The organism is Pseudomonas sp. B3(2017) (assembly GCF_002113595.1).
In the GTDB taxonomy this organism is placed as follows: domain Bacteria; phylum Pseudomonadota; class Gammaproteobacteria; order Pseudomonadales; family Pseudomonadaceae; genus Aquipseudomonas; species Aquipseudomonas ekonensis.
In genome coordinates this window covers 158031-175947 of the sequence record NZ_NEIU01000014.1, presented here as the reverse complement: position 1 = coordinate 175947, position 17917 = coordinate 158031, and the positions used below count along the sequence as shown (strand labels likewise).

19 protein-coding genes are annotated in these 17917 nt (G+C 64.5%); 11 read left to right on the top strand and 8 right to left on the bottom strand.

The annotated features are described in order from the left end of the window. Positions 1-111: 111 nt before the first annotated feature. The 4 genes from CAG33_RS20415 (at position 112) to rluB (ending at position 3497) form a co-directional block, all read left to right on the top strand. Positions 112-810 (top strand): ScpA family protein, encoded by a 699-nt coding sequence (locus CAG33_RS20415; RefSeq protein ID WP_170930049.1) that lies wholly within the window; start codon positions 112-114, stop codon positions 808-810. Positions 811-821: 11 nt separating this feature from the next. After that, positions 822-1826 (top strand): SMC-Scp complex subunit ScpB, encoded by a 1005-nt coding sequence (gene scpB / locus CAG33_RS20410; RefSeq protein ID WP_085640331.1) that lies wholly within the window; start codon positions 822-824, stop codon positions 1824-1826. A gap of 149 nt (positions 1827-1975) precedes the next feature. After that, positions 1976-2167, top strand: a complete 192-nt coding sequence (locus CAG33_RS20405) for a DUF1289 domain-containing protein (protein ID WP_085640339.1) — start codon at positions 1976-1978, stop codon at positions 2165-2167. A gap of 154 nt (positions 2168-2321) precedes the next feature. Next, entirely contained in the window at positions 2322-3497 is a 1176-nt protein-coding gene (gene rluB / locus CAG33_RS20400; RefSeq protein WP_085631100.1) for a 23S rRNA pseudouridine(2605) synthase RluB, read from the top strand. A gap of 219 nt (positions 3498-3716) precedes the next feature. Here the strand turns inward: rluB and CAG33_RS20395 are convergent, their stop codons facing one another. Both CAG33_RS20395 and CAG33_RS28575 read right to left on the bottom strand, forming a co-directional pair. Beyond that, complete coding sequence (locus CAG33_RS20395; protein WP_085577854.1) at positions 3717-4682, bottom strand: leucyl aminopeptidase; 966 nt, start codon at positions 4680-4682, stop codon at positions 3717-3719. Positions 4683-4752: 70 nt separating this feature from the next. Next, a complete protein-coding gene (locus tag CAG33_RS28575) occupies positions 4753-4890 on the bottom strand; it encodes a hypothetical protein (protein ID WP_170930044.1) in 138 nt (45 codons plus the stop codon). A 929-nt stretch (positions 4891-5819) separates the two neighbouring features. On the opposite strand from CAG33_RS28575, the gene CAG33_RS20390 reads away from it, so the two are divergent. Further along, entirely contained in the window at positions 5820-7238 is a 1419-nt protein-coding gene (locus tag CAG33_RS20390; protein ID WP_085577853.1) for an amino acid permease, read from the top strand. Positions 7239-7437: 199 nt separating this feature from the next. Next, the gene (gene arfB / locus CAG33_RS20385) at positions 7438-7851 is read left to right on the top strand and encodes an alternative ribosome rescue aminoacyl-tRNA hydrolase ArfB (protein ID WP_085577852.1); all 414 of its coding nucleotides are present in this window, start codon (positions 7438-7440) and stop codon (positions 7849-7851) included. Here arfB and CAG33_RS20380 read toward each other — a convergent pair. The 6 genes from CAG33_RS20380 to phhA all read right to left on the bottom strand — a co-directional run bounded on the left by CAG33_RS20380 (position 7848) and on the right by phhA (position 12319). Next, complete coding sequence (locus tag CAG33_RS20380) at positions 7848-9035, bottom strand: MFS transporter (protein ID WP_085640328.1); 1188 nt, start codon at positions 9033-9035, stop codon at positions 7848-7850. The two genes, arfB and CAG33_RS20380, sit on opposite strands and share 4 nt — an antisense overlap. 83 nt (positions 9036-9118) lie before the next feature. Next, the gene (locus CAG33_RS20375; RefSeq protein ID WP_085631102.1) at positions 9119-9337 is read right to left on the bottom strand and encodes a hypothetical protein; all 219 of its coding nucleotides are present in this window, start codon (positions 9335-9337) and stop codon (positions 9119-9121) included. Between the two features lie 34 nt (positions 9338-9371). Further along, positions 9372-9503, bottom strand: a complete 132-nt coding sequence (locus CAG33_RS28815; protein ID WP_256575451.1) for a hypothetical protein — start codon at positions 9501-9503, stop codon at positions 9372-9374. A 310-nt stretch (positions 9504-9813) separates the two neighbouring features. After that, entirely contained in the window at positions 9814-11007 is a 1194-nt protein-coding gene (locus CAG33_RS20370; protein ID WP_085577849.1) for an amino acid aminotransferase, read from the bottom strand. Beyond that, the gene (locus CAG33_RS20365) at positions 11007-11363 is read right to left on the bottom strand and encodes a 4a-hydroxytetrahydrobiopterin dehydratase (protein ID WP_085577848.1); all 357 of its coding nucleotides are present in this window, start codon (positions 11361-11363) and stop codon (positions 11007-11009) included. The genes CAG33_RS20370 and CAG33_RS20365 overlap by 1 nt, the downstream gene beginning before the upstream one ends. A gap of 119 nt (positions 11364-11482) precedes the next feature. Then, positions 11483-12319 carry a phenylalanine 4-monooxygenase gene (gene phhA / locus CAG33_RS20360; protein WP_256575465.1) on the bottom strand — a complete coding sequence of 279 codons (837 nt, stop codon included), beginning with the start codon at positions 12317-12319 and terminating at the stop codon, positions 11483-11485. Between the two features lie 288 nt (positions 12320-12607). Here phhA and CAG33_RS20355 point away from each other — a divergent pair, with 288 nt between their 5' ends. The 5 genes from CAG33_RS20355 to CAG33_RS20335 all read left to right on the top strand — a co-directional run bounded on the left by CAG33_RS20355 (position 12608) and on the right by CAG33_RS20335 (position 17911). Then, positions 12608-14170: a sigma-54-dependent transcriptional regulator gene (locus CAG33_RS20355; RefSeq protein ID WP_085577846.1), complete on the top strand. Its 1563-nt coding sequence runs from the start codon at positions 12608-12610 to the stop codon at positions 14168-14170. Between the two features lie 304 nt (positions 14171-14474). After that, the gene (locus CAG33_RS20350) at positions 14475-15215 is read left to right on the top strand and encodes a flagellar basal body rod protein FlgF (protein WP_085577845.1); all 741 of its coding nucleotides are present in this window, start codon (positions 14475-14477) and stop codon (positions 15213-15215) included. A 45-nt stretch (positions 15216-15260) separates the two neighbouring features. Next, a complete protein-coding gene (flgG, locus tag CAG33_RS20345; RefSeq protein ID WP_085577844.1) occupies positions 15261-16046 on the top strand; it encodes a flagellar basal-body rod protein FlgG in 786 nt (261 codons plus the stop codon). A gap of 53 nt (positions 16047-16099) precedes the next feature. Continuing rightward, entirely contained in the window at positions 16100-16795 is a 696-nt protein-coding gene (gene flgH, locus CAG33_RS20340) for a flagellar basal body L-ring protein FlgH (protein WP_085577843.1), read from the top strand. 27 nt (positions 16796-16822) lie between these two features. Then, on the top strand, positions 16823-17911 hold the full coding sequence (locus tag CAG33_RS20335; RefSeq protein WP_085577892.1) for a flagellar basal body P-ring protein FlgI: 1089 nt from the start codon (positions 16823-16825) through the stop codon (positions 17909-17911). Positions 17912-17917: the final 6 nt, after the last annotated feature.

Sequence of the window (17917 nt, the reverse complement as noted above, 5' to 3'; positions counted from 1 at the left end):
GTCGAAACCGTCGATCCCCAGGCCGGAGCCCAGCAGGAACTGCCGTTCGCCATGGTCTATGGCCAGGCCGTCACGCAGATGCCGCTGGACCTGTACATCCCGCCGGACGCGCTGGAGGTGTTCCTCGAAGCCTTCGAGGGCCCGCTCGACCTGCTGCTGTACCTGATCCGCAAGCAGAACATCGACATCCTCGACATCCCGGTGGCGGAAATCACCCGCCAGTACATGGGCTACGTCGAGCTGATGCAGTCGGTGCGCCTGGAACTGGCCGCCGAGTACCTGGTGATGGCCGCGATGCTCGCCGAGATCAAGTCGCGGATGCTGCTGCCTCGGGCCGAGACCGTCGAGGACGAGGAGGAGGACCCCCGCGCCGAGCTGATCCGCCGCCTGCAGGAGTACGAGCGCTTCAAGTCCGCCGCCGAAGGCATCGACGAGCTGAGCCGGGTCGGCCGCGACGTGATCGTGCCCAAGCTCGATGCCCCCCAGGCCCAGGTGCGCAAGCTGCACCCGGACGTGATCCTGGATGAGCTGCTGATGTCCATGTCCGAGGTGCTGCGCCGGGGCGACATGTTCGAAAGCCACCAGGTCAGCCGCGAGGCGCTGTCCACCCGCGAACGCATGAGCGATGTGCTCGAACGCCTCAAGGGCGGCGGGTTTGTGCCGTTCGTCGAGCTGTTCACCGCCGAGGAAGGCCGGCTCGGGGTGGTGGTGACCTTCATGGCAGTCCTTGAGCTGGTCAAGGAATCCTTGGTCGAGCTGGTGCAGAATGAGCCGTTCGCCGCGATCCACGTGCGAGCCCGAGCCGAATAACGAGTCGAAACATGAACCTGACTGAACCCCGCGAGCTGGCCCCCCTGCTTGAAGCCTTCCTGTTGGCTTCGGGAAAGCCGCAATCCCTTGAGCGCCTGTTCGAACTGTTCGAGGAGGGCGAACGGCCGGAGCCGGCGGTCTTCAAGAAGGCCCTGACCCTGCTGGGCAAGTCCTGCGAAGGCCGGGCGTTCGAGCTCAAGGAGGTGGCCTCCGGCTACCGCCTGCAGATCCGCGAGAAGTATTCGCCGTGGGTCGGCCGCCTGTGGGAGGAGCGCCCGCAGCGCTATTCCCGTGCCTTGCTGGAAACCATGGCGCTGATCGCCTACCGCCAGCCCATCACCCGCGGCGAAATCGAAGACGTGCGGGGTGTGGCGGTCAACAGCAACATCGTCAAGACCTTGATCGAACGCGAGTGGATCCGCATCGTCGGCTACCGCGACGTGCCGGGCAAACCGGCGATGTTCGCCACCACCAAGTTGTTCCTCGATCACTTCAACCTCAAGAGCCTCGACGAACTGCCGCCGTTGGCCGAGCTGCGCGAGATCGAGCCGGAACCGATGCTCGACTTCGACGACGCCCCGGTGCCGCCGGGCCTCCAGGAACAGGCCGACGCCAGCGCCGAGCCGGAGGAGCCGAAGGAGGAAACCAGCTTCCACACCCTGCTGCTGGAGCTGGACAGCATGGAGGAGGGGATCAAGACCGACTTCGACGACCTGCTGCGCGACGGACTGGAAGAGGGCGGGGCGCCGGACGGTTTCGAAGACGTGCCGGAACCTGAGTCGGTGTTCGAGCCCGAGCCTGAGCCTGAACCTGAGTCGGTGTTTGAGCCTGAGCCCGAGCCTGAGCCTGAGCCTGAGCCCGAAGAGGACATCCTCGGCGTCGCCCAAGCCCGGGAAAAGCTGCTGGCCGCCGTCGCCGCCCTTGAACAGCCGGAGCCCGAACTGAGCGACGAAGAAGCCGAAGCCCGCGCCCTGGCCGAAGCCATCGAAGCCGAGCGCCTCGAACGCGAAGACTGACGCCAACACCTGTTGGAGCGAGCCTGCTCGCGAAGGCAGCGGTCCATTCGGAATCGATGCGTCAGGCAGACCGCCATCGCCAGCAGGCTGGCTCCCACAGGTTTGCCTGCATCATGACCCTTGTGGAATGGCATTGAAGGGAGATGTTCATGAGCTCAACCAAAGACCCCTGCATCGATGTCTGCAAGTTCAGCGACGACATCTGCCTGGGCTGCGGCCGCAGCAAGCGCGAGATCAAGGCCTGGAAGAAACTCGACAAGGACGACAGGCGCGCGGTGCTGGCCGAGGCCGCGCTGCGCCTGGCCCGGTTGGGCGGCGCCGGTCGGCGGAAAAAGAAATGAACGGGCGCGCGTCAGCTAGTCTCTGATGCGCGAACGGCCGGATCCGCGTATGATTCGCGACCCTTCGGCGAACCCTTCGCCCGAACACACTGTTTCCAATGCTTCAGGGCATCCGTTCCGGGGCCCTGGACAGACCACACCGGGAGGTGCCCAGATGAGCGACATCGAACAGCAAGACGACCAGCCAACCCCACCTGCAGGCGAAAAGCTGCAGAAAGTCCTCGCCCGCATCGGCGTGGGCTCGCGCCGTGACGTCGAGGCCTGGATCAGCCAGGGCCGGATCAAGGTCAACGGCAAGGACGCGACCCTCGGCGTGCGGGTCGACCTGCACGACGCCATCACCATCGACGGCAAAGTGATCAAGCGCGAAGAGTCCGCCGAGTCCGTGCGCCGCGTGATCATGTACAACAAGCCCGACGGCGAGATCTGCACCCGCGACGACCCGGAAGGCCGCCCGACCGTGTTCGACAAGCTGCCGCGTCCGAAAGAAGGCCGCTGGATCAACATCGGCCGCCTCGACATCAACACCACCGGCCTTCTGATGTTCACCACCGACGGTGAGCTGGCCAACCGCCTGATGCACCCGTCCTACGAGATGGACCGCGAATACGCGGTGCGTGTGCGCGGCGAGGTGGACGACGAAATGATCGACCGGCTCAAGGCCGGCGTCATGCTCGAAGACGGTCCGGCGAAGTTCACCGACATTCAGCAGGCTCCAGGTGGCGAAGGCTTCAACCACTGGTATCACTGCGTGGTGATGGAAGGCCGCAACCGTGAAGTGCGTCGTCTGTGGGAATCCCAGGGCCTGGTGGTCAGCCGCCTGAAGCGCGTGCGTTTCGGCCCGGTGTTCCTCAACTCCGACCTGCCGATGGGCCGCTGGCGCGAAATGAGCCAGTACGAAATCGACATCCTGAGCGCCGAGGTCGGCCTGACCCCGGTGGCGTTGCCGCAGTTGAACGCCAAGAGCAAGGACAAGATGGAGCGCCTGCAGCGCAAGTCGTCGCGGCCGATGGCCCGGGCCGACCGGGTGCGCACCCTGCGCCCGGCCAACGGTGCGCCGGCCACGCCGCGCACGGGTCGTGAGCCGCAGCTGGAAGGCGAGCGTCCTGGCCGCAAGCCGGCCGCCCGTGGGGACGGTGAGCGTGCTCCGCGTGGCCGCAGCGAGCGTGGCGAAGGCCGCGGTGCGCCAGCCGGCCGCGGTACGCCGGTGGCCGAGCGTCCGGCCGACACCAAGCGCCCGGCCAAGCCGGCGGCGAAGCGTCCGGGGATCAAGCTGACCGACGGCGACAAGCCAGCGGGCAAGCGCCGCAGCACGCCGAAGCCGCGTTAAGCTCCAGCCGATGCAATAAACGAAAAACGCCAACCTCAGGGTTGGCGTTTTTTTTGCCCGGCGTTCAGCCTTGTGGTGTCCGCAGATTGCGCATTCACCCAAGATCCCTGTGGGAGCCAGCCTGCTGGCGATGACGGCGGCACATCCGGCATCGATGCGTCAGGCAGACCGCTATCGCCAGAAGGCTGGCTCCCACAGGTTGTCCTCCAACAGCCGGGTTCAGAGCACAAACCGCCCGTCGAACACCGGCTTGTCATCCAGGGCCAGCACGCCGCCGGAGAAGATCAGGTCCAGGTGATGGCTGCCCTTGGCGCCGCCGCCCAGGCCCAGGTGCAGGCCGCAATGGCGTTCCTCGAACCCGGCGTTGCGCGCATACAGCGACTTCACGCCTTCGTTGGTGCCGATGCCCAGCTCCTCGATCCGCCGGTTCGACGGGTTGGCGTCCAGGTACTTGTTGAAGTCGTGCTCCAGGCCCGGCACGTCGGTGGCGATGCGCTGGATGGTCGAGTTCTCGATCCACAGTTCCAGCGGCGATTCCAGCACGCCGTACTTGCGGGCGAACGGAATGGTGCTGAGGAAGGTGCCCTTGAACTTCACGTGGCCGTTGATGGCCTCGCTGTGGGTGGCGATCTCGCCGGGGGCCAGGTCGAAGTTGCCGACGCCGTTGATGTCGGTCCACTTCTTGATGCTGCTCAGGGGCGTTTCGAACCACGAGCCGTGCTCGTCGCTGAAACTCAAGGTGGTGGCCTGGGACATGCGCTGGATCAGGTGGCTGTTGAGCCCGGCGATCCGTTGCGGCGCGATGCTGAAGGTGTCGTAGAAATAATCGCCGTAGTCCTTGAACAGCAGCGACTTCTTCCAGTTCTCCGCCATCACCCCTTGCAGGGCGCGCACGAAGTCCGGGCCGTCGGGGCGCGGGTTGGGCAGGGTGGAGGAGTCGTAGAAGAAAATGTAGAGATCGGTGTCGGCGATCGCCGAGGCCAGCACGGCGGTGGATTCCAGGTCCAGGCGCATGGCGTTGAAGCTGAAGCGCGGGTGGTCGCCGGCCTGTTCGGCGATGGCGCCGGTCAGCGCTTCGTAGTCGGCGGTGTGGCCGAGCAGTACCTTCGCCGATTCGAGGCCGGCAAGGGCAGGATGATGTTCGAGGTAGTACAGGAAATGCGCTATCGCGCGTGGCTTGTCCATGAATGCTCCCTGACAGACCGTGTGGAATGCGGCGGGCACGACCGGCCGATCGTGCCCGCCCGGGAATGGCTTACAGAGGCCACATCGCCGTGCCGAACGGTACGACCGCGTCGGCTTGCATCATTTCCACGGCGGCTTCATGGGTCGGGGCTTCGAACCATTCGTCCAGTTGCAGTTCGGAGTCCAGGTCTTTTTCGATCGCTTGCATGGTCTATCTCCTAGATAACGTTCACGGTGGGAGCAACAGTGCGGCCCAAGGGTGGGTCACACACTGACTCGCCGGTCGATGCGGCTCGGCGAGACGTGAAGAACGTAGACCAGCGCTTTTTGCATTGCAAAAAATCCTCTATTTAATTTTTAAATGGACTTTTTATTCCATTTTTCCGGGTGAATCTTTCTCATTGCAAAACAGTGACTAAATCGATTCACCTGACCGTTAGCCTCCTACCGTCAATTTGCAGACGGCTGTCGGAATTTTCTGAAATGGAATTTTTTCGTTACGGCTTGTACAGAAATATTTACGCAAATACCGAGGAAACGACCTGAGTGCCGCGTGTTTTTCGGGGTGTAAGGAAAACCTGCCGAAGTGCCCGCCCCCGGGGGCTTCCCAAGGCTCTGGCGTGCTTGTTTCAGGGGCGTTTGGCAGGTGAGATGCGCCCCATGCCTGTCGTGCAGGTGCATAACAAGAAGGAGGCGCAATGAACGCCGCAATCCGTTTTTTCTCACCCCGTGTGACGTGTTTTCCGACGTCCGCGCCGATGGCCCGCAAAGGCCTGACCCTTCTTTTGCAGCCGCCCGGGCCTCCCGGGGCGGACACGTGCAATCCCGGCCCAAGGCAACGCTGATCCAGTGATGTCTGGCAGCAGGGGGTTGGCGGTGTACAATGCGCCGCGTTTGAACTGTGACTCCCTGCGTAATCGCGCAAACCTCAAGGCTATCCGCCTTGTTCACTCCGTCGCGCCACAAGCGTGCCGGGTTCGATTTCGTCACAGACAAGAACAAACAGGTGACGCATGAGTGTTGTTAAAGAGCTTAATTCCTGGTGCCTGCGCTGGGGTTTGATCGGGGTCGCCTGAAAATCGCGACCGTGCAGCAACGTCTACTGACCAACATCAAACCCTGCGTGAGACCCTTTTCATGAGTGGACAAAACCCGCAATCAGGCGAACTGAAACGCGGCCTGAAAAATCGCCACATTCAACTGATCGCCCTCGGCGGCGCCATCGGCACCGGCCTGTTCCTCGGCTCGGCCGGGGTGCTGAAGTCCGCCGGCCCGTCGATGATCCTCGGTTACGCCATCTGCGGCTTCATCGCGTTCATGATCATGCGCCAGCTGGGCGAGATGATCGTCGAAGAGCCGGTGGCCGGTTCCTTCAGCCATTTCGCGCACAAGTACTGGGGCGGCTTCGCCGGCTTCCTGTCGGGCTGGAACTGCTGGATCCTGTACATCCTGGTGGGCATGTCGGAGCTGACGGCGGTCGGCAAGTACATCCATTACTGGGCGCCGGAGATCCCGAGCTGGGTCACCGCAGCGGCCTTCTTCCTGCTGATCAACGCGATCAACCTGGCCAACGTCAAGGTCTTCGGCGAGGCCGAGTTCTGGTTCGCGATCATCAAGGTCGTGGCCATCGTCGGCATGATCGCCCTGGGCAGCTACCTGCTGGTCAGCGGCCACGGCGGCGAACAGGCCTCGGTGAGCAACCTGTGGTCCCACGGCGGGTTCTTCCCCAACGGCGTCAGCGGCCTGGTGATGGCCATGGCGATCATCATGTTCTCCTTCGGTGGCCTGGAGATGCTCGGTTTCACCGCAGCCGAAGCCGACAAGCCGAAGACCGTGATCCCGAAAGCGATCAACCAGGTGATCTACCGCATCCTGATCTTCTACATCGGCGCCCTGGTGATCCTGCTGTCCCTGACCCCGTGGGACACGCTGCTGGCGACCCTGAACGCTTCCGGCGACTCCTACAGCGGCAGCCCGTTCGTGCAGGTGTTCTCGATGCTCGGCAGCAACACCGCCGCGCACATCCTCAACTTCGTGGTGCTGACCGCCGCGCTGTCGGTGTACAACAGCGGCACCTACTGCAACAGCCGCATGCTGCTGGGCATGGCCGAGCAGGGCGACGCGCCGAAAGGCCTGGCCAAGATCGACAAGCGCGGCGTGCCGGTGCGTTCGATCCTTGCCTCGGCCGCGGTGACGCTGGTGGCGGTGCTGCTCAACTACCTGATGCCGCAGCATGCGCTGGAGCTGCTGATGTCGCTGGTGGTGGCCACCCTGGTGATCAACTGGGCGATGATCAGCTACTCGCACTTCAAGTTCCGCCAGCACATGGACAAGACCGGCCAGAAGCCGCTGTTCAAGGCGCTGTGGTACCCGTACGGCAACTATGTCTGCCTGGCGTTCGTCCTGTTCATCCTGGGCGTGATGCTGCTGATCCCTGGCATCCAGGTGTCGGTGTACGCGATTCCGGTGTGGGTCGTGTTCATGTGGGTCTGCTACGTGATCAAGAACAAGCGCAGCGCGCAGCACGCCGTGCCTGCGGCGGGCATCGCCAAGTAAGCGTCAGGTGCAGAAACGACAAACCCGGCCCCGTGCCGGGTTTGTCGTTTTTCCCCCTGTAGGAGCGAGCCTGCTCGCGATGGCGATCCGTCACTCACACCTGCGTGGACTGACACAACGCAATCGCGAGCAGGCTCGCTCCTACAGAGAGTGGTGCTAATCAAGGTATCCTGCGCGCTCTGAATCCGGACGCTTTTCCATGCTGGCGATTTCCAACAACGTGCACCTGCCCGACGCCGAGATCGAGCTGACCTACATCCGCGCCCAGGGCGCCGGCGGGCAGAACGTCAACAAGGTCTCCAGCGCCGTGCACCTGCGCTTCGACATCCCGGCGTCGTCGTTGCCGGAGTTCTACAAGGAGCGCCTGCTGGCGCTGCGCGACAGTCGCATCACCGCCGACGGCGTGCTGATCATCAAGGCCCAGCAGTACCGCACCCAGGAGCAGAACCGCGCCGATGCGCTGGAGCGCCTCGCCGAGCTGATCCAGGGCGCCGTCAAGGTCGAGAAGAAACGCCGTCCGACCAAGCCGACCCTGGGTTCCAAGAAGCGTCGGCTGGAGTCCAAGGCCAAGCGCGGCAACATCAAGGCCGGACGGGGCAAGGTGGACTTCTAGTCCTGCGGATATTTGCGCGTGTGCCGGTACAGGTAGACGCTCAGCGTCAGGCCGCTCAGCGCCGCCAGCGCCGCGAACAGAAAGATCGAAGCGAAGCCGAACCCTGCCGCGATCGCCCCGGCCAGCGGCCCGGTGATCCCCAGCGACAGGTCGATGAACAGCGAGTAGGCGCCCACCGCCGCGCCGCGGCTGGAGGCCGGTACGAGGTTCACCGCCTCGACGCCCAGCGCCGGGAACACCAGCGAGAAACCGAAGCCGCTGAGCGCCGCCCCGGCCAACGCCCAGTGGGCGTCCGGCGCCAGCCACAGCAGCAACAGGCCGAGGGTTTCCACCGACAGGCAGGCGATCGCCACCCGGAAGCCGCCGAGGCGGTTGATCAGGTTGCCGAACAGCAGCCGCGCGCCGATGAAGCTGGCGCCGAACAGGCTCAGGCACAGCACGGCGTTGTCCCACTGGCGGGTGGCGTAGTACAGGGTGATGAAGGTGGCAATGGTGCCGAAGCCGATCGAGCCCAGCGCCAGGCCGCAGCCGTGGGGAAAGACGCGCCCCAGCACATGCATGAACGGCAGGCGTTCGCCGGCGACGATAGGCGCGGCGGTCTTCGGCCAGGCCAGCAGCAGCCCCAGCGCCGCCAGCAGGATGATGCTCACGCCCATGCTCCACAGGCCCAGGCGGCTGACCAGCCACACCCCCAGCGGCGCGCCGACCGCGAGGGCGCCGTAGCTGGCGATGCCGTTCCAGGAAATGACCTTGGCGGTGTTCGCCGCGCCGACCCGGCCTATTCCCCAGCCGATGGAGCCCGAGCCCACCAGGCTTTCCGCGCTGCCCAGCACCAGCCGGCCGATGAACAGGCTGATCAGGCTGAGCAGCGGCAGATGGGGCGTCCACGCCGAAATCAGCATGAACACGCCGCTCAGGCCACAGCCCGCCAGCCCGATCATTACGGCACGCTTGCTGCCCTTGTTGTCGATGATCTTGCCGGCATAGGGGCGGCTGAGCAGGGTGGCCAGGTATTGCACGCTGATCACCAGGCCCGCGATCACCGCACCGAAGCCCAGGTCGCTGTGGACGTAGCCGGGCAGCACGGCGAGCGGAATGCCGATGTTGAGGTAGCCGATGAAGGTGAACAGGACGATGGAGACGACTTGCAGCGTGACCGCCAAGGGGCGCCGGGTTTCTGACATGGGGAACGATCCACGGGACAGGCAGGATAGATAGGCTGCTTATGATACCGGCGTGGATGGGGCAGGGGCGTGCAAAAGTAAAACTATTTGTCGGGTGCGACCAGTTGCGTGGTGACCAATGCGGCCAGGGCGTTCTCTTCGCTGCCGAAGCGGGCGAGCAGGGCGGCCTGTTTTTCCGGCGGCAGACGGCTCCAGATCTCGATCATGCGCTCGGTGGCGTCGATCAGGACGGCGGCCTGCTGTTCGTTGAAGGATTCGTCGGTCATGGCGGAGTCGGCTTTCAGGCAGTGTGGAAAGCGCATGTTAGCGCTTTCCACACGGTCTGTACGGCGGGGTTTACTCTTCGCTGTCGGCCGGGCGGCCTTCGGCGGCTTCTTTGGGCTCGGGCTGTTGGGCGCCGGCCTGTTGCGTGGTCGTCTGCTCAGGTACGTGCAGGCTTGGGAAGGGGAGATTCGGAATCTCGTGCATGGTTGCGCTCCTCGCTAAGTCTGTTGATAGATCTGGTAGATCCGCGCTTTGAAAAAGCCTGGGAAGGATACAGCACTGAAAATGACAATCAGGCTTTTATGTCCGTTTATTTCGACGGGCGGGATTGTCTAGACAGGTCAATGGCGGGAGTGTGGAAGCCGATGCCTGGATCCTGTTCGGCGGTGCCTGGGCTGACGTCATCGCGGGCAAGCCCGCTCCCACAGGTATTGGTGGCGCATGCAACGCTTGTGAGCGACAGGGGAGGTTGCGAACCCTTGCGGGGGCGGATTTTTCCGCCCCCGCAAGGGTTTTAGCGGCAGACCTTGGCGATGGCCTCGGCCAGCAGATCCAGGCGGGTGGCGTCGATGCCGGCCACGTTGGCCCGGCCCGAGCTGACCATGTACACGCTGTGGTGGTCGCGCAGCTGCTTCACTTGCTCCGGCGACAGGCCGGTGTAGGAGAACATCCCGCGCTGCACGCCGATGTGGGCGAAGCGCTCACGCAGGCCATGGGGCTCCAGCGCCTCGACCAGGCCGCTGCGCAGCTGGGCGATGCGCAGGCGCATGGCTTCCACTTCGTCGGCCCAGCGGCGTTTGAGCTCCGGGTCGTCGAGGATGGTCGCCACCACCGCCGCGCCATGGTCCGGCGGCGTCGACCACAGGTTGCGGGCGATGTGGGCCAGTTGGCTGCGCACGTCGGTCAGCTTGTCGGCGGTTTTCGCGCAGACGATCAACGCGCCGGTGCGGTCGCGGTACAGGCCGAAGTTCTTCGAGCAGGAACTGGTGATCAGCAGCTCCGGCAGTTCGGCGGCGAACAGCCGGGTCGACCAGGCGTCCTGCTCCAGGCCGTCGCCGAAGCCTTGGTAGGCGAAGTCGATCAGCGGCAGCAGGTCGCGGCTGCGCACCACCTCCAGCACCCGGTGCCAGTCGTCGTGGCTCAGGTCGAAGCCGGTCGGGTTGTGGCAGCAGGCGTGCAGCAGCACCACATCGCCCTTCGGCGCCTGGTTGAGCGCGGCGATCATCGCGTCCACGTCGAGGCGGTTGTCGGCGCCGACGTAAGGGTAATGGCTGATCTTGACGCCGGCCGCCGCGAAAATGGTCTCGTGGATCGGCCAGGTCGGGTCGCTCAGCCACACACCACGGCCCGGCAGGCAGTGGGCGATGAAGTCGGCGGCCAGGCGCAGGGCACCGGTGCCGCCCGGGGTCTGGGTGGCGCCGGCGCGCTGCTGGGCGATCAGGGCGGAGTCTGCGCCCAGCACCAGTTCATTGATGACCTTGCCGAACAGCGGGTTGCCGTGGCCGCCGATGTAGGTCTTGGTGGTCTGGCTGTCCACCAGGCGCGCCTCGGCGATCTTCACCGCTTCGGGGATCGGCGTCAGGCCCTGGGCATCCTTGTAGACGCCCACGCCGAGGTCGAACTTGCGCGGGTTGGGATCCTGCGCGTAGGCCTCCATCAGGCCGAGGATCGGGTCGCCGGGCACCCGGCCGATGGCGTCGAAGTGCATCACTTGCGTCCTTCTGCGGTCTTGGCCACGTCGTCGGTGCGGGCGGCCATGATGAAGTCGTTGCGGTGCAGGCCTTTGATCGAGTGGCTCCACCAGGTCACGGTGACCTTGCCCCATTCGGTCAGCAGGCCAGGGTGGTGGCCTTCGGCCTCGGAGATGTCGCCCACGGCGTTGGTGAAGGCCAGCGCGTGCTTGAAGTTCTTGAACAGGTAGACCTTTTCCAGCTGCATGATCCCGTCGCGCACTTCGATGTTCCAGTCAGGGATCTGCTTGATCAGGATCGGCAGCTCTTCGTCGCTGACTTGTGGCGCATCGGCACGGCAGGCTTCGCAATGGGCTTGGTTCAAACTGGACATGGCATGTTTCCTGAAATCGGGTGTGTGTTTTTTTTATGGGGCGTATCGGTCGTCTGTGTCGCCACGCTAAACCAAAGCGGCGGCGACGGACAGACTCACTTGCAAGTCAAAGCTGCGGGTCACGCGGCCTTGGGCTTGGGCGGAAACTTCGGTGCGTGCAGGCCCAGCTCCATGCCTTGCTTGACCATGGCCATGATGTCTTCGTGGGCCAGGTCGAACAGGCGCTTGAGGTTCGGCAGGACGAAGTACAGCGGCTGCAGGATGTCGATGCGGTAAGGGGTGCGCATGGCTTCCAGCGGGTCGAAGGCCTGGTGCTCGGGCTCGCCCGACAGGCTGTACACAGTTTCCTTCGGCGAGGACAGGATACCGCCGCCGTAGATGCGCTTGCCTTGCGGGGTGTCCAGCAGGCCGAACTCGATGGTCATCCAGTACAGGCGCGCCAGGTACACGCGCTCTTCCTTGGTGGCCTGCAGGCCGAGCTTGCCGTAGGTGTGGGTGAATTCGGCGAACCACGGGTTGGTCAGCAGCGGGCAGTGGCCGAAGATCTCGTGGAAGATGTCCGGCTCTTGCAGGTAGTCCAGCTCTTCACGGGTGCGGATGAAGGTGGCCACCGGAAATTGCTTGCTGGCCAGCAGTTCGAAAAAGGTCTGGAACGGGATCAGCGCCGGCACGCGGGCGACCTGCCAACCGGTGGTCTCGCCGAGCACCTTGTTGATTTCGCCCAGCTGCGGGATGCGGTCGTGGGGCAGGCCGAGCTTTTCGATGCCGTCCAGGTATTCCTGGCACGCGCGGCCCTCGATCACTTTCATCTGACGGGTGATCAGCGTGTTCCACACCGCATGCTCTTCGGCGGGGTAGTCGATAAAACCGTTCGCATCGGGCTCGCGGGCCACGTATTGCGTGTGCTTCATACTGCTCTCCTGCGAGGGGAATTCGTTCTTGTTATGTCCTGCGATGGACTCAGAATTAGCGCAGGCGGGGCGGGAATGCAGCAGGTCGGCACGGGTTTGTCGTAGGAAAGGTCTCCATAATTCGTAAACTATTCGTTACGCTTTGTGGGGCGAGTCGCGTTTGCGGTGGTTTTCGGGTTTGAAAGCGCGCTCGTGTGTCACATAATCTTGACGACTGTTTTCGCCTCCCGACAGAAATCCAGGGCGGTGCCGCCCTCTGTAGGGGCCAGCAGGCTGGCTCCCACAGGGTTTTGCATCGGGCATTCCATCCATTCACCGCTATCCGAGCTTCCTATGCGTATCAAAGTCCACTGCCAGAACCGCATCGGCATCCTGCGCGACATTCTCAACCTGCTGGTGGAGTACGGTATCAACGTCGCCCGTGGCGAGGTGGGCGGGGAGCACGGCAACGCGATCTACCTGCATTGCCCGAACCTGATCAACCTCCAGTTCCAGGCGCTGCGACCCAAGTTCGAGGCCATCGCCGGGGTGTTCGGGGTCAAGCGGGTCGGGCTGATGCCCAGCGAGCGCCGGCACATGGAACTCAACGCGCTGCTCGGGGCCCTGGAGTTCCCGGTGCTGTCGATCGACATGGGCGGCTCGATCGTCGCGGCCAACCGCGCAGCGGCGCAACTGCTCGGGGTGCGGGTGGACGAGGTGCCGGGGATTCCCCTGTCGCGCTACGCCGAGGACTTCGACCTGCCGGAGCTGGTGCGCGCCAACAAGTCGCGGATCAACGGCATGCGGGTCAAGGTCAAGGGCGACATCTTTCTGGCCGACATCGCGCCGTTGCAATCGGAGCATGACGACAGCGAGGCCATGGCCGGGGCGGTGCTGACCCTGCACCGCGCGGACCGGGTCGGCGAGCGCATCTATAACGTGCGCAAGCAGGAGCTGCGTGGTTTCGACAGCATCTTCCAGAGTTCCAAGGTCATGGCGGCGGTGGTGCGCGAGGCCCGGCGCATGGCGCCGCTGGATGCGCCGCTGCTGATCGAAGGCGAGACCGGCACCGGCAAGGAATTGCTGGCGCGGGCCTGCCACCTGGCCAGTCCGCGCGGGCAGTCGCCGCTGATGGCGCTCAACTGCGCCGGCCTGCCGGAGTCGATGGCCGAGACCGAACTGTTCGGCTACGGCCCTGGCGCCTTCGAGGGGGCGCGGGCCGAAGGCAAGCTCGGGCTGCTGGAGCTGACGGCGGGCGGCACGCTGTTTCTCGACGGCGTGGGCGAGATGAGCCCGCGCCTGCAAGTGAAGCTGCTGCGCTTTCTGCAGGACGGCTGCTTCCGTCGGGTGGGCAGCGACGAAGAGGTGTACCTGGATGTGCGGGTGATCTGTGCGACCCAGGTGGACTTGTCCGAGCTGTGCGCCCGGGGCGAGTTCCGTCAGGACCTCTACCATCGCCTCAACGTGCTGTCGCTGCACATTCCGCCCCTGCGCGAATGCCTCGACGGCCTGACGCCCTTGGTGGAGCACTTCCTCGACCAGGCCAGCCGGCAGATCGGCTGCCCGCTGCCCAAGCTTGCGCCGGCGGCGATGGATCGCCTCAGCCATTACCACTGGCCGGGCAACGTGCGGCAACTGGAGAACGTGCTGTTCCAGGCGGTTTCCCTGTGCGACGGCGGGACGGTCAAGGCCGAGCACATCCGCCTGCCGGATTACGGCGTGCGTCAGCCGCTTGGCGATTTCTCGCTGGAGGGCGGCCTCGATGAAATCGTCGGGCGCTTCGAGAAGGCGGTGCTGGAGCGGTTGTACGCCGAGCACCCGAGCAGCCGGCAACTGGGCAAGCGGCTGGGCGTCTCGCACACCACGATCGCCAATAAACTGCGCGTGTACGAGGTGGGCAAAGACCCCGAGGCCTGAGCGAGCCCCGGAGTGGCGCGGGAGCCTGCTCCCGCTTGAGCGCAAAGCGCTCACATCCTTGGGGGACGCTGCGCAGTCCGGCGGGAGCAAGTCTCGCCACAGGTCATCTCGCCGCACATTGCCGCCAAGCGGCAGGAGCGCGCCGGTTTTTCGTCTTCGATACATTCCCGCGATTCCCCGCTTAACCCCTCAAGTCCTTTGTTTACCGGGCTGTCGGCCGCCAGAAAAAAGTTGGTCTGCAAATTGCTTATGGCTTCGCAGTACAGCAGTGGGCGGCAAACGTCCGGCAGGCAGAGGAATCAGCGTGGACAAGTACCTTTATGTGGCAATGACCGGCGCCAGCCAGAACGCACTGGCGCAGAAGGCCCATGCCAACAACCTGGCGAACATCTCCACCAACGGCTTTCAGCGCGACCTGGAGCAGGCGCGTTCGATGCCGGTGTTCGGCGACAGCTTTCCGGCGCGTGCGTTTGCCATGAGCGAACGGCCTGCCACGGATTTCAGCCCGGGCTCGCTGGTGCAGACCGGGCGCGACCTGGACGTGGCCGTGAGCGGCAACGGCTGGATCGCCGTGCAGAACCCCAACGGCGGCGAGAGCTACGTGCGCACCGGCAGCCTGAACATCGACGCCCTGGGCGTGCTGCGCGCCGGCAACGGCATGCCGGTCATGGGCAACGGCGGACCGATCGCCGTGCCGCCGGAGCAGCAGGTGGAAGTCGGCGAAGACGGCACCATCAGCATCCGCGCGATGGGCGAGGGCCCGCGGGTCATGGCCGAGGTCGACCGCATCAAGCTGGTCAACCCGGACATCAAGACCATCACCAAGGGCCTGGACGGTTCGATCCACACCAAGGACGGCCAGCCTGCGCCGGCCGACGCCAACGTCAAACTGGTGTCGGGGTTCCTGGAGTCGAGCAACGTCAACGCCGTCGAAGAGATGACCTCGGTGCTGGCCCTGGCCAAGCAGTTCGAGTTGCACGTCAAGATGATGAACACCGCCAAAGACGACGACCAGGCCATGGCTCGGGTCTTGCAGATCAGCTAATTATCAGAACGTCGCGCCGTAAAACAGGCGCACGAGGAGAATCGAATGCTTCCGGCTCTATGGGTTGCCAAAACCGGTCTGTCCGCCCAGGACACCAACCTGACCACCATTTCCAACAACTTGGCCAACGTGTCGACCACGGGCTTCAAGCGCGACCGCGCCGAGTTCCAGGACCTGCTGTACCAGATCAAGCGTCAGCCAGGCGCCCAGTCGACCCAGGACAGCGAACTGCCGTCGGGCCTGCAAGTGGGCACCGGTGTGCGCATCGTCGGCACCCAGAAGAACTTCACCGCCGGCAGCCTGCAGACCACCGAGCAGCCGCTGGACATGGCCATCGACGGCCGCGGTTTCTTCCAGATCCTGCAGCCGGACGGCACCACGTCCTACACCCGTGACGGTACGTTCCACCTGGACGCCAACGGCCAGATCGTCAACGCCAACGGTTTCGCCCTGGAGCCGGCCATCGTCATCCCGGACAACGCCAAGACCTTCACCGTGGGCAAGGACGGCACCGTGTCGATCACCGTCGCCGGCAACCCGGCCTCCCAAGTGATCGGCAACCTGCAGACCGCCGACTTCATCAACCCGGCCGGCCTGCAGGCCATCGGCAGCAACCTGTTCCTGGAGACCGCCGCCTCCGGCGCGCCGCAAGTCGGCACCCCGGGCCTGAACGGCTTCGGCACCACCGAGCAGAACATGCTGGAAACCTCCAACGTCAGCACCGTGGAAGAGATGGTCAACATGATCACCACCCAGCGCGCGTACGAGATGAACTCCAAGGTGATCTCCACCGCCGACCAGATGCTCTCGTTCGTAACGCAGAATCTGTAATCAAGTCCGAACGGCGGCCATGAGGCCGCCGGCAACACCGTGAGGTAAGGGTCATGAATCGCTTTGTATCCGTTCTGGCATTGAGTGGGGCGGTCTCGCTCGCGGGCTGCGTCGCGCCGACGCCCAAGCCCAATGACCCTTATTACGCCCCGGTGCTGCCGCGCACGCCGCTGCCGTCGGCGGCCAACAACGGCTCGATCTATCAGGCCGGCTTCGAGCAGAACCTGTACAGCGACCGCAAGGCGTTCCGGGTCGGTGACATCATCACCATCACCCTGAACGAGAAGACCCAGGCCAGCAAGAACGCCAACTCCCAGGTGGCCAAGAACAGCAAGACCGGCATCGGCCTGACTTCGCTGTTCGGCGGCAGCGGCACCACCAACAACCCGTTGGGCGGCAATGACTTGAGCCTGGACGTCGGCTACAGCGGCGACCGCGCGACCAAGGGCGACAGCAAGGCGGCCCAGGGCAACACCCTGACCGGCTCGATCACCGTGACCGTGGCCGACGTGCTGCCCAACGGCATCATCGCCGTGCGCGGCGAGAAGTGGATGACCCTCAACACCGGCGACGAGCTGGTGCGGATCGCAGGCCTGGTGCGTGCCGATGACATCTCCACCGACAACACCGTGTCCTCGACCCGGGTCGCCGATGCGCGCATCACCTATTCGGGCACCGGTTCGTTCGCCGATGCGAGCCAGCCAGGCTGGTTCGACCGTTTCTTCCTCAGCCCGCTGTTCCCTTTCTAGGTGGCTACTTTGAATTTCAAGCGCCTCATGATGGCCGCGCTGTTGTTGTCGGCGGCCTTCAACGCACACGCCGAACGGCTGAAGGACATCGCCAGCATCTCCGGCGTGCGTTCCAACCAGTTGATCGGCTACGGCCTGGTGGTCGGCCTCAACGGCACCGGCGACCAGACCACGCAGACCCCGTTCACCCTGCAGACCTTCAACAACATGCTCTCGCAGTTCGGCATCAAGGTGCCGCCGGGATCGGGCAACGTGCAGCTCAAGAACGTCGCGGCCGTGTCGGTCAGCGCCGACCTGCCGGCGTTCGCCAAGCCGGGTCAGCAGATCGACATCACCGTCTCGTCCATCGGCAACTCCAAGAGCCTGCGCGGCGGCACGCTGCTGCTGACCCCGCTCAAGGGCATCGACGGCAACGTCTATGCCGTGGCCCAGGGCAACCTGGTGGTCGGCGGCTTCGACGCCGAGGGCCGTGACGGCTCCAAGATCACCGTCAACGTTCCGTCGGCCGGCCGGATCCCCGGCGGCGCCTCGGTGGAGCGTGCGGTGCCGAGCGGTTTCAACCAGGGCAACAGCCTGACCCTGAACCTGAACCGTTCCGACTTCACCACCGCCAAGCGCATCGTCGACAAGATCAACGACATGCTCGGCCCGGGCGTGGCCCAGGCCATCGACGGCGGCTCGATCCGCGTCACCGCGCCGCTGGACCCGAGCCAGCGCGTGGACTACCTGTCGATCCTGGAGAACCTGGAAATCGATCCGGGCCAGGCCGTGGCGAAGGTCATCATCAACTCGCGCACCGGCACCATCGTCATCGGCCAGAACGTGAAAGTGGCACCGGCCGCCGTGACCCACGGCAGCCTGACCGTGACCATCACCGAAGACCCGATCGTCAGCCAGCCGGGCCCGCTGTCCAACGGCCAGACCGCCGTGGTGCCGCGCTCGCGGGTCAACGCCGAGCAGGAAGCCAAGCCGATGTTCAAGTTCGGCCCGGGCACCACCCTCGACGAGATCGTGCGTGCGGTGAACCAGGTCGGCGCAGCGCCGGGCGACCTGATGGCGATCCTTGAAGCATTGAAACAGGCCGGCGCGCTGCAAGCCGATCTGATCGTGATCTGAGGACGG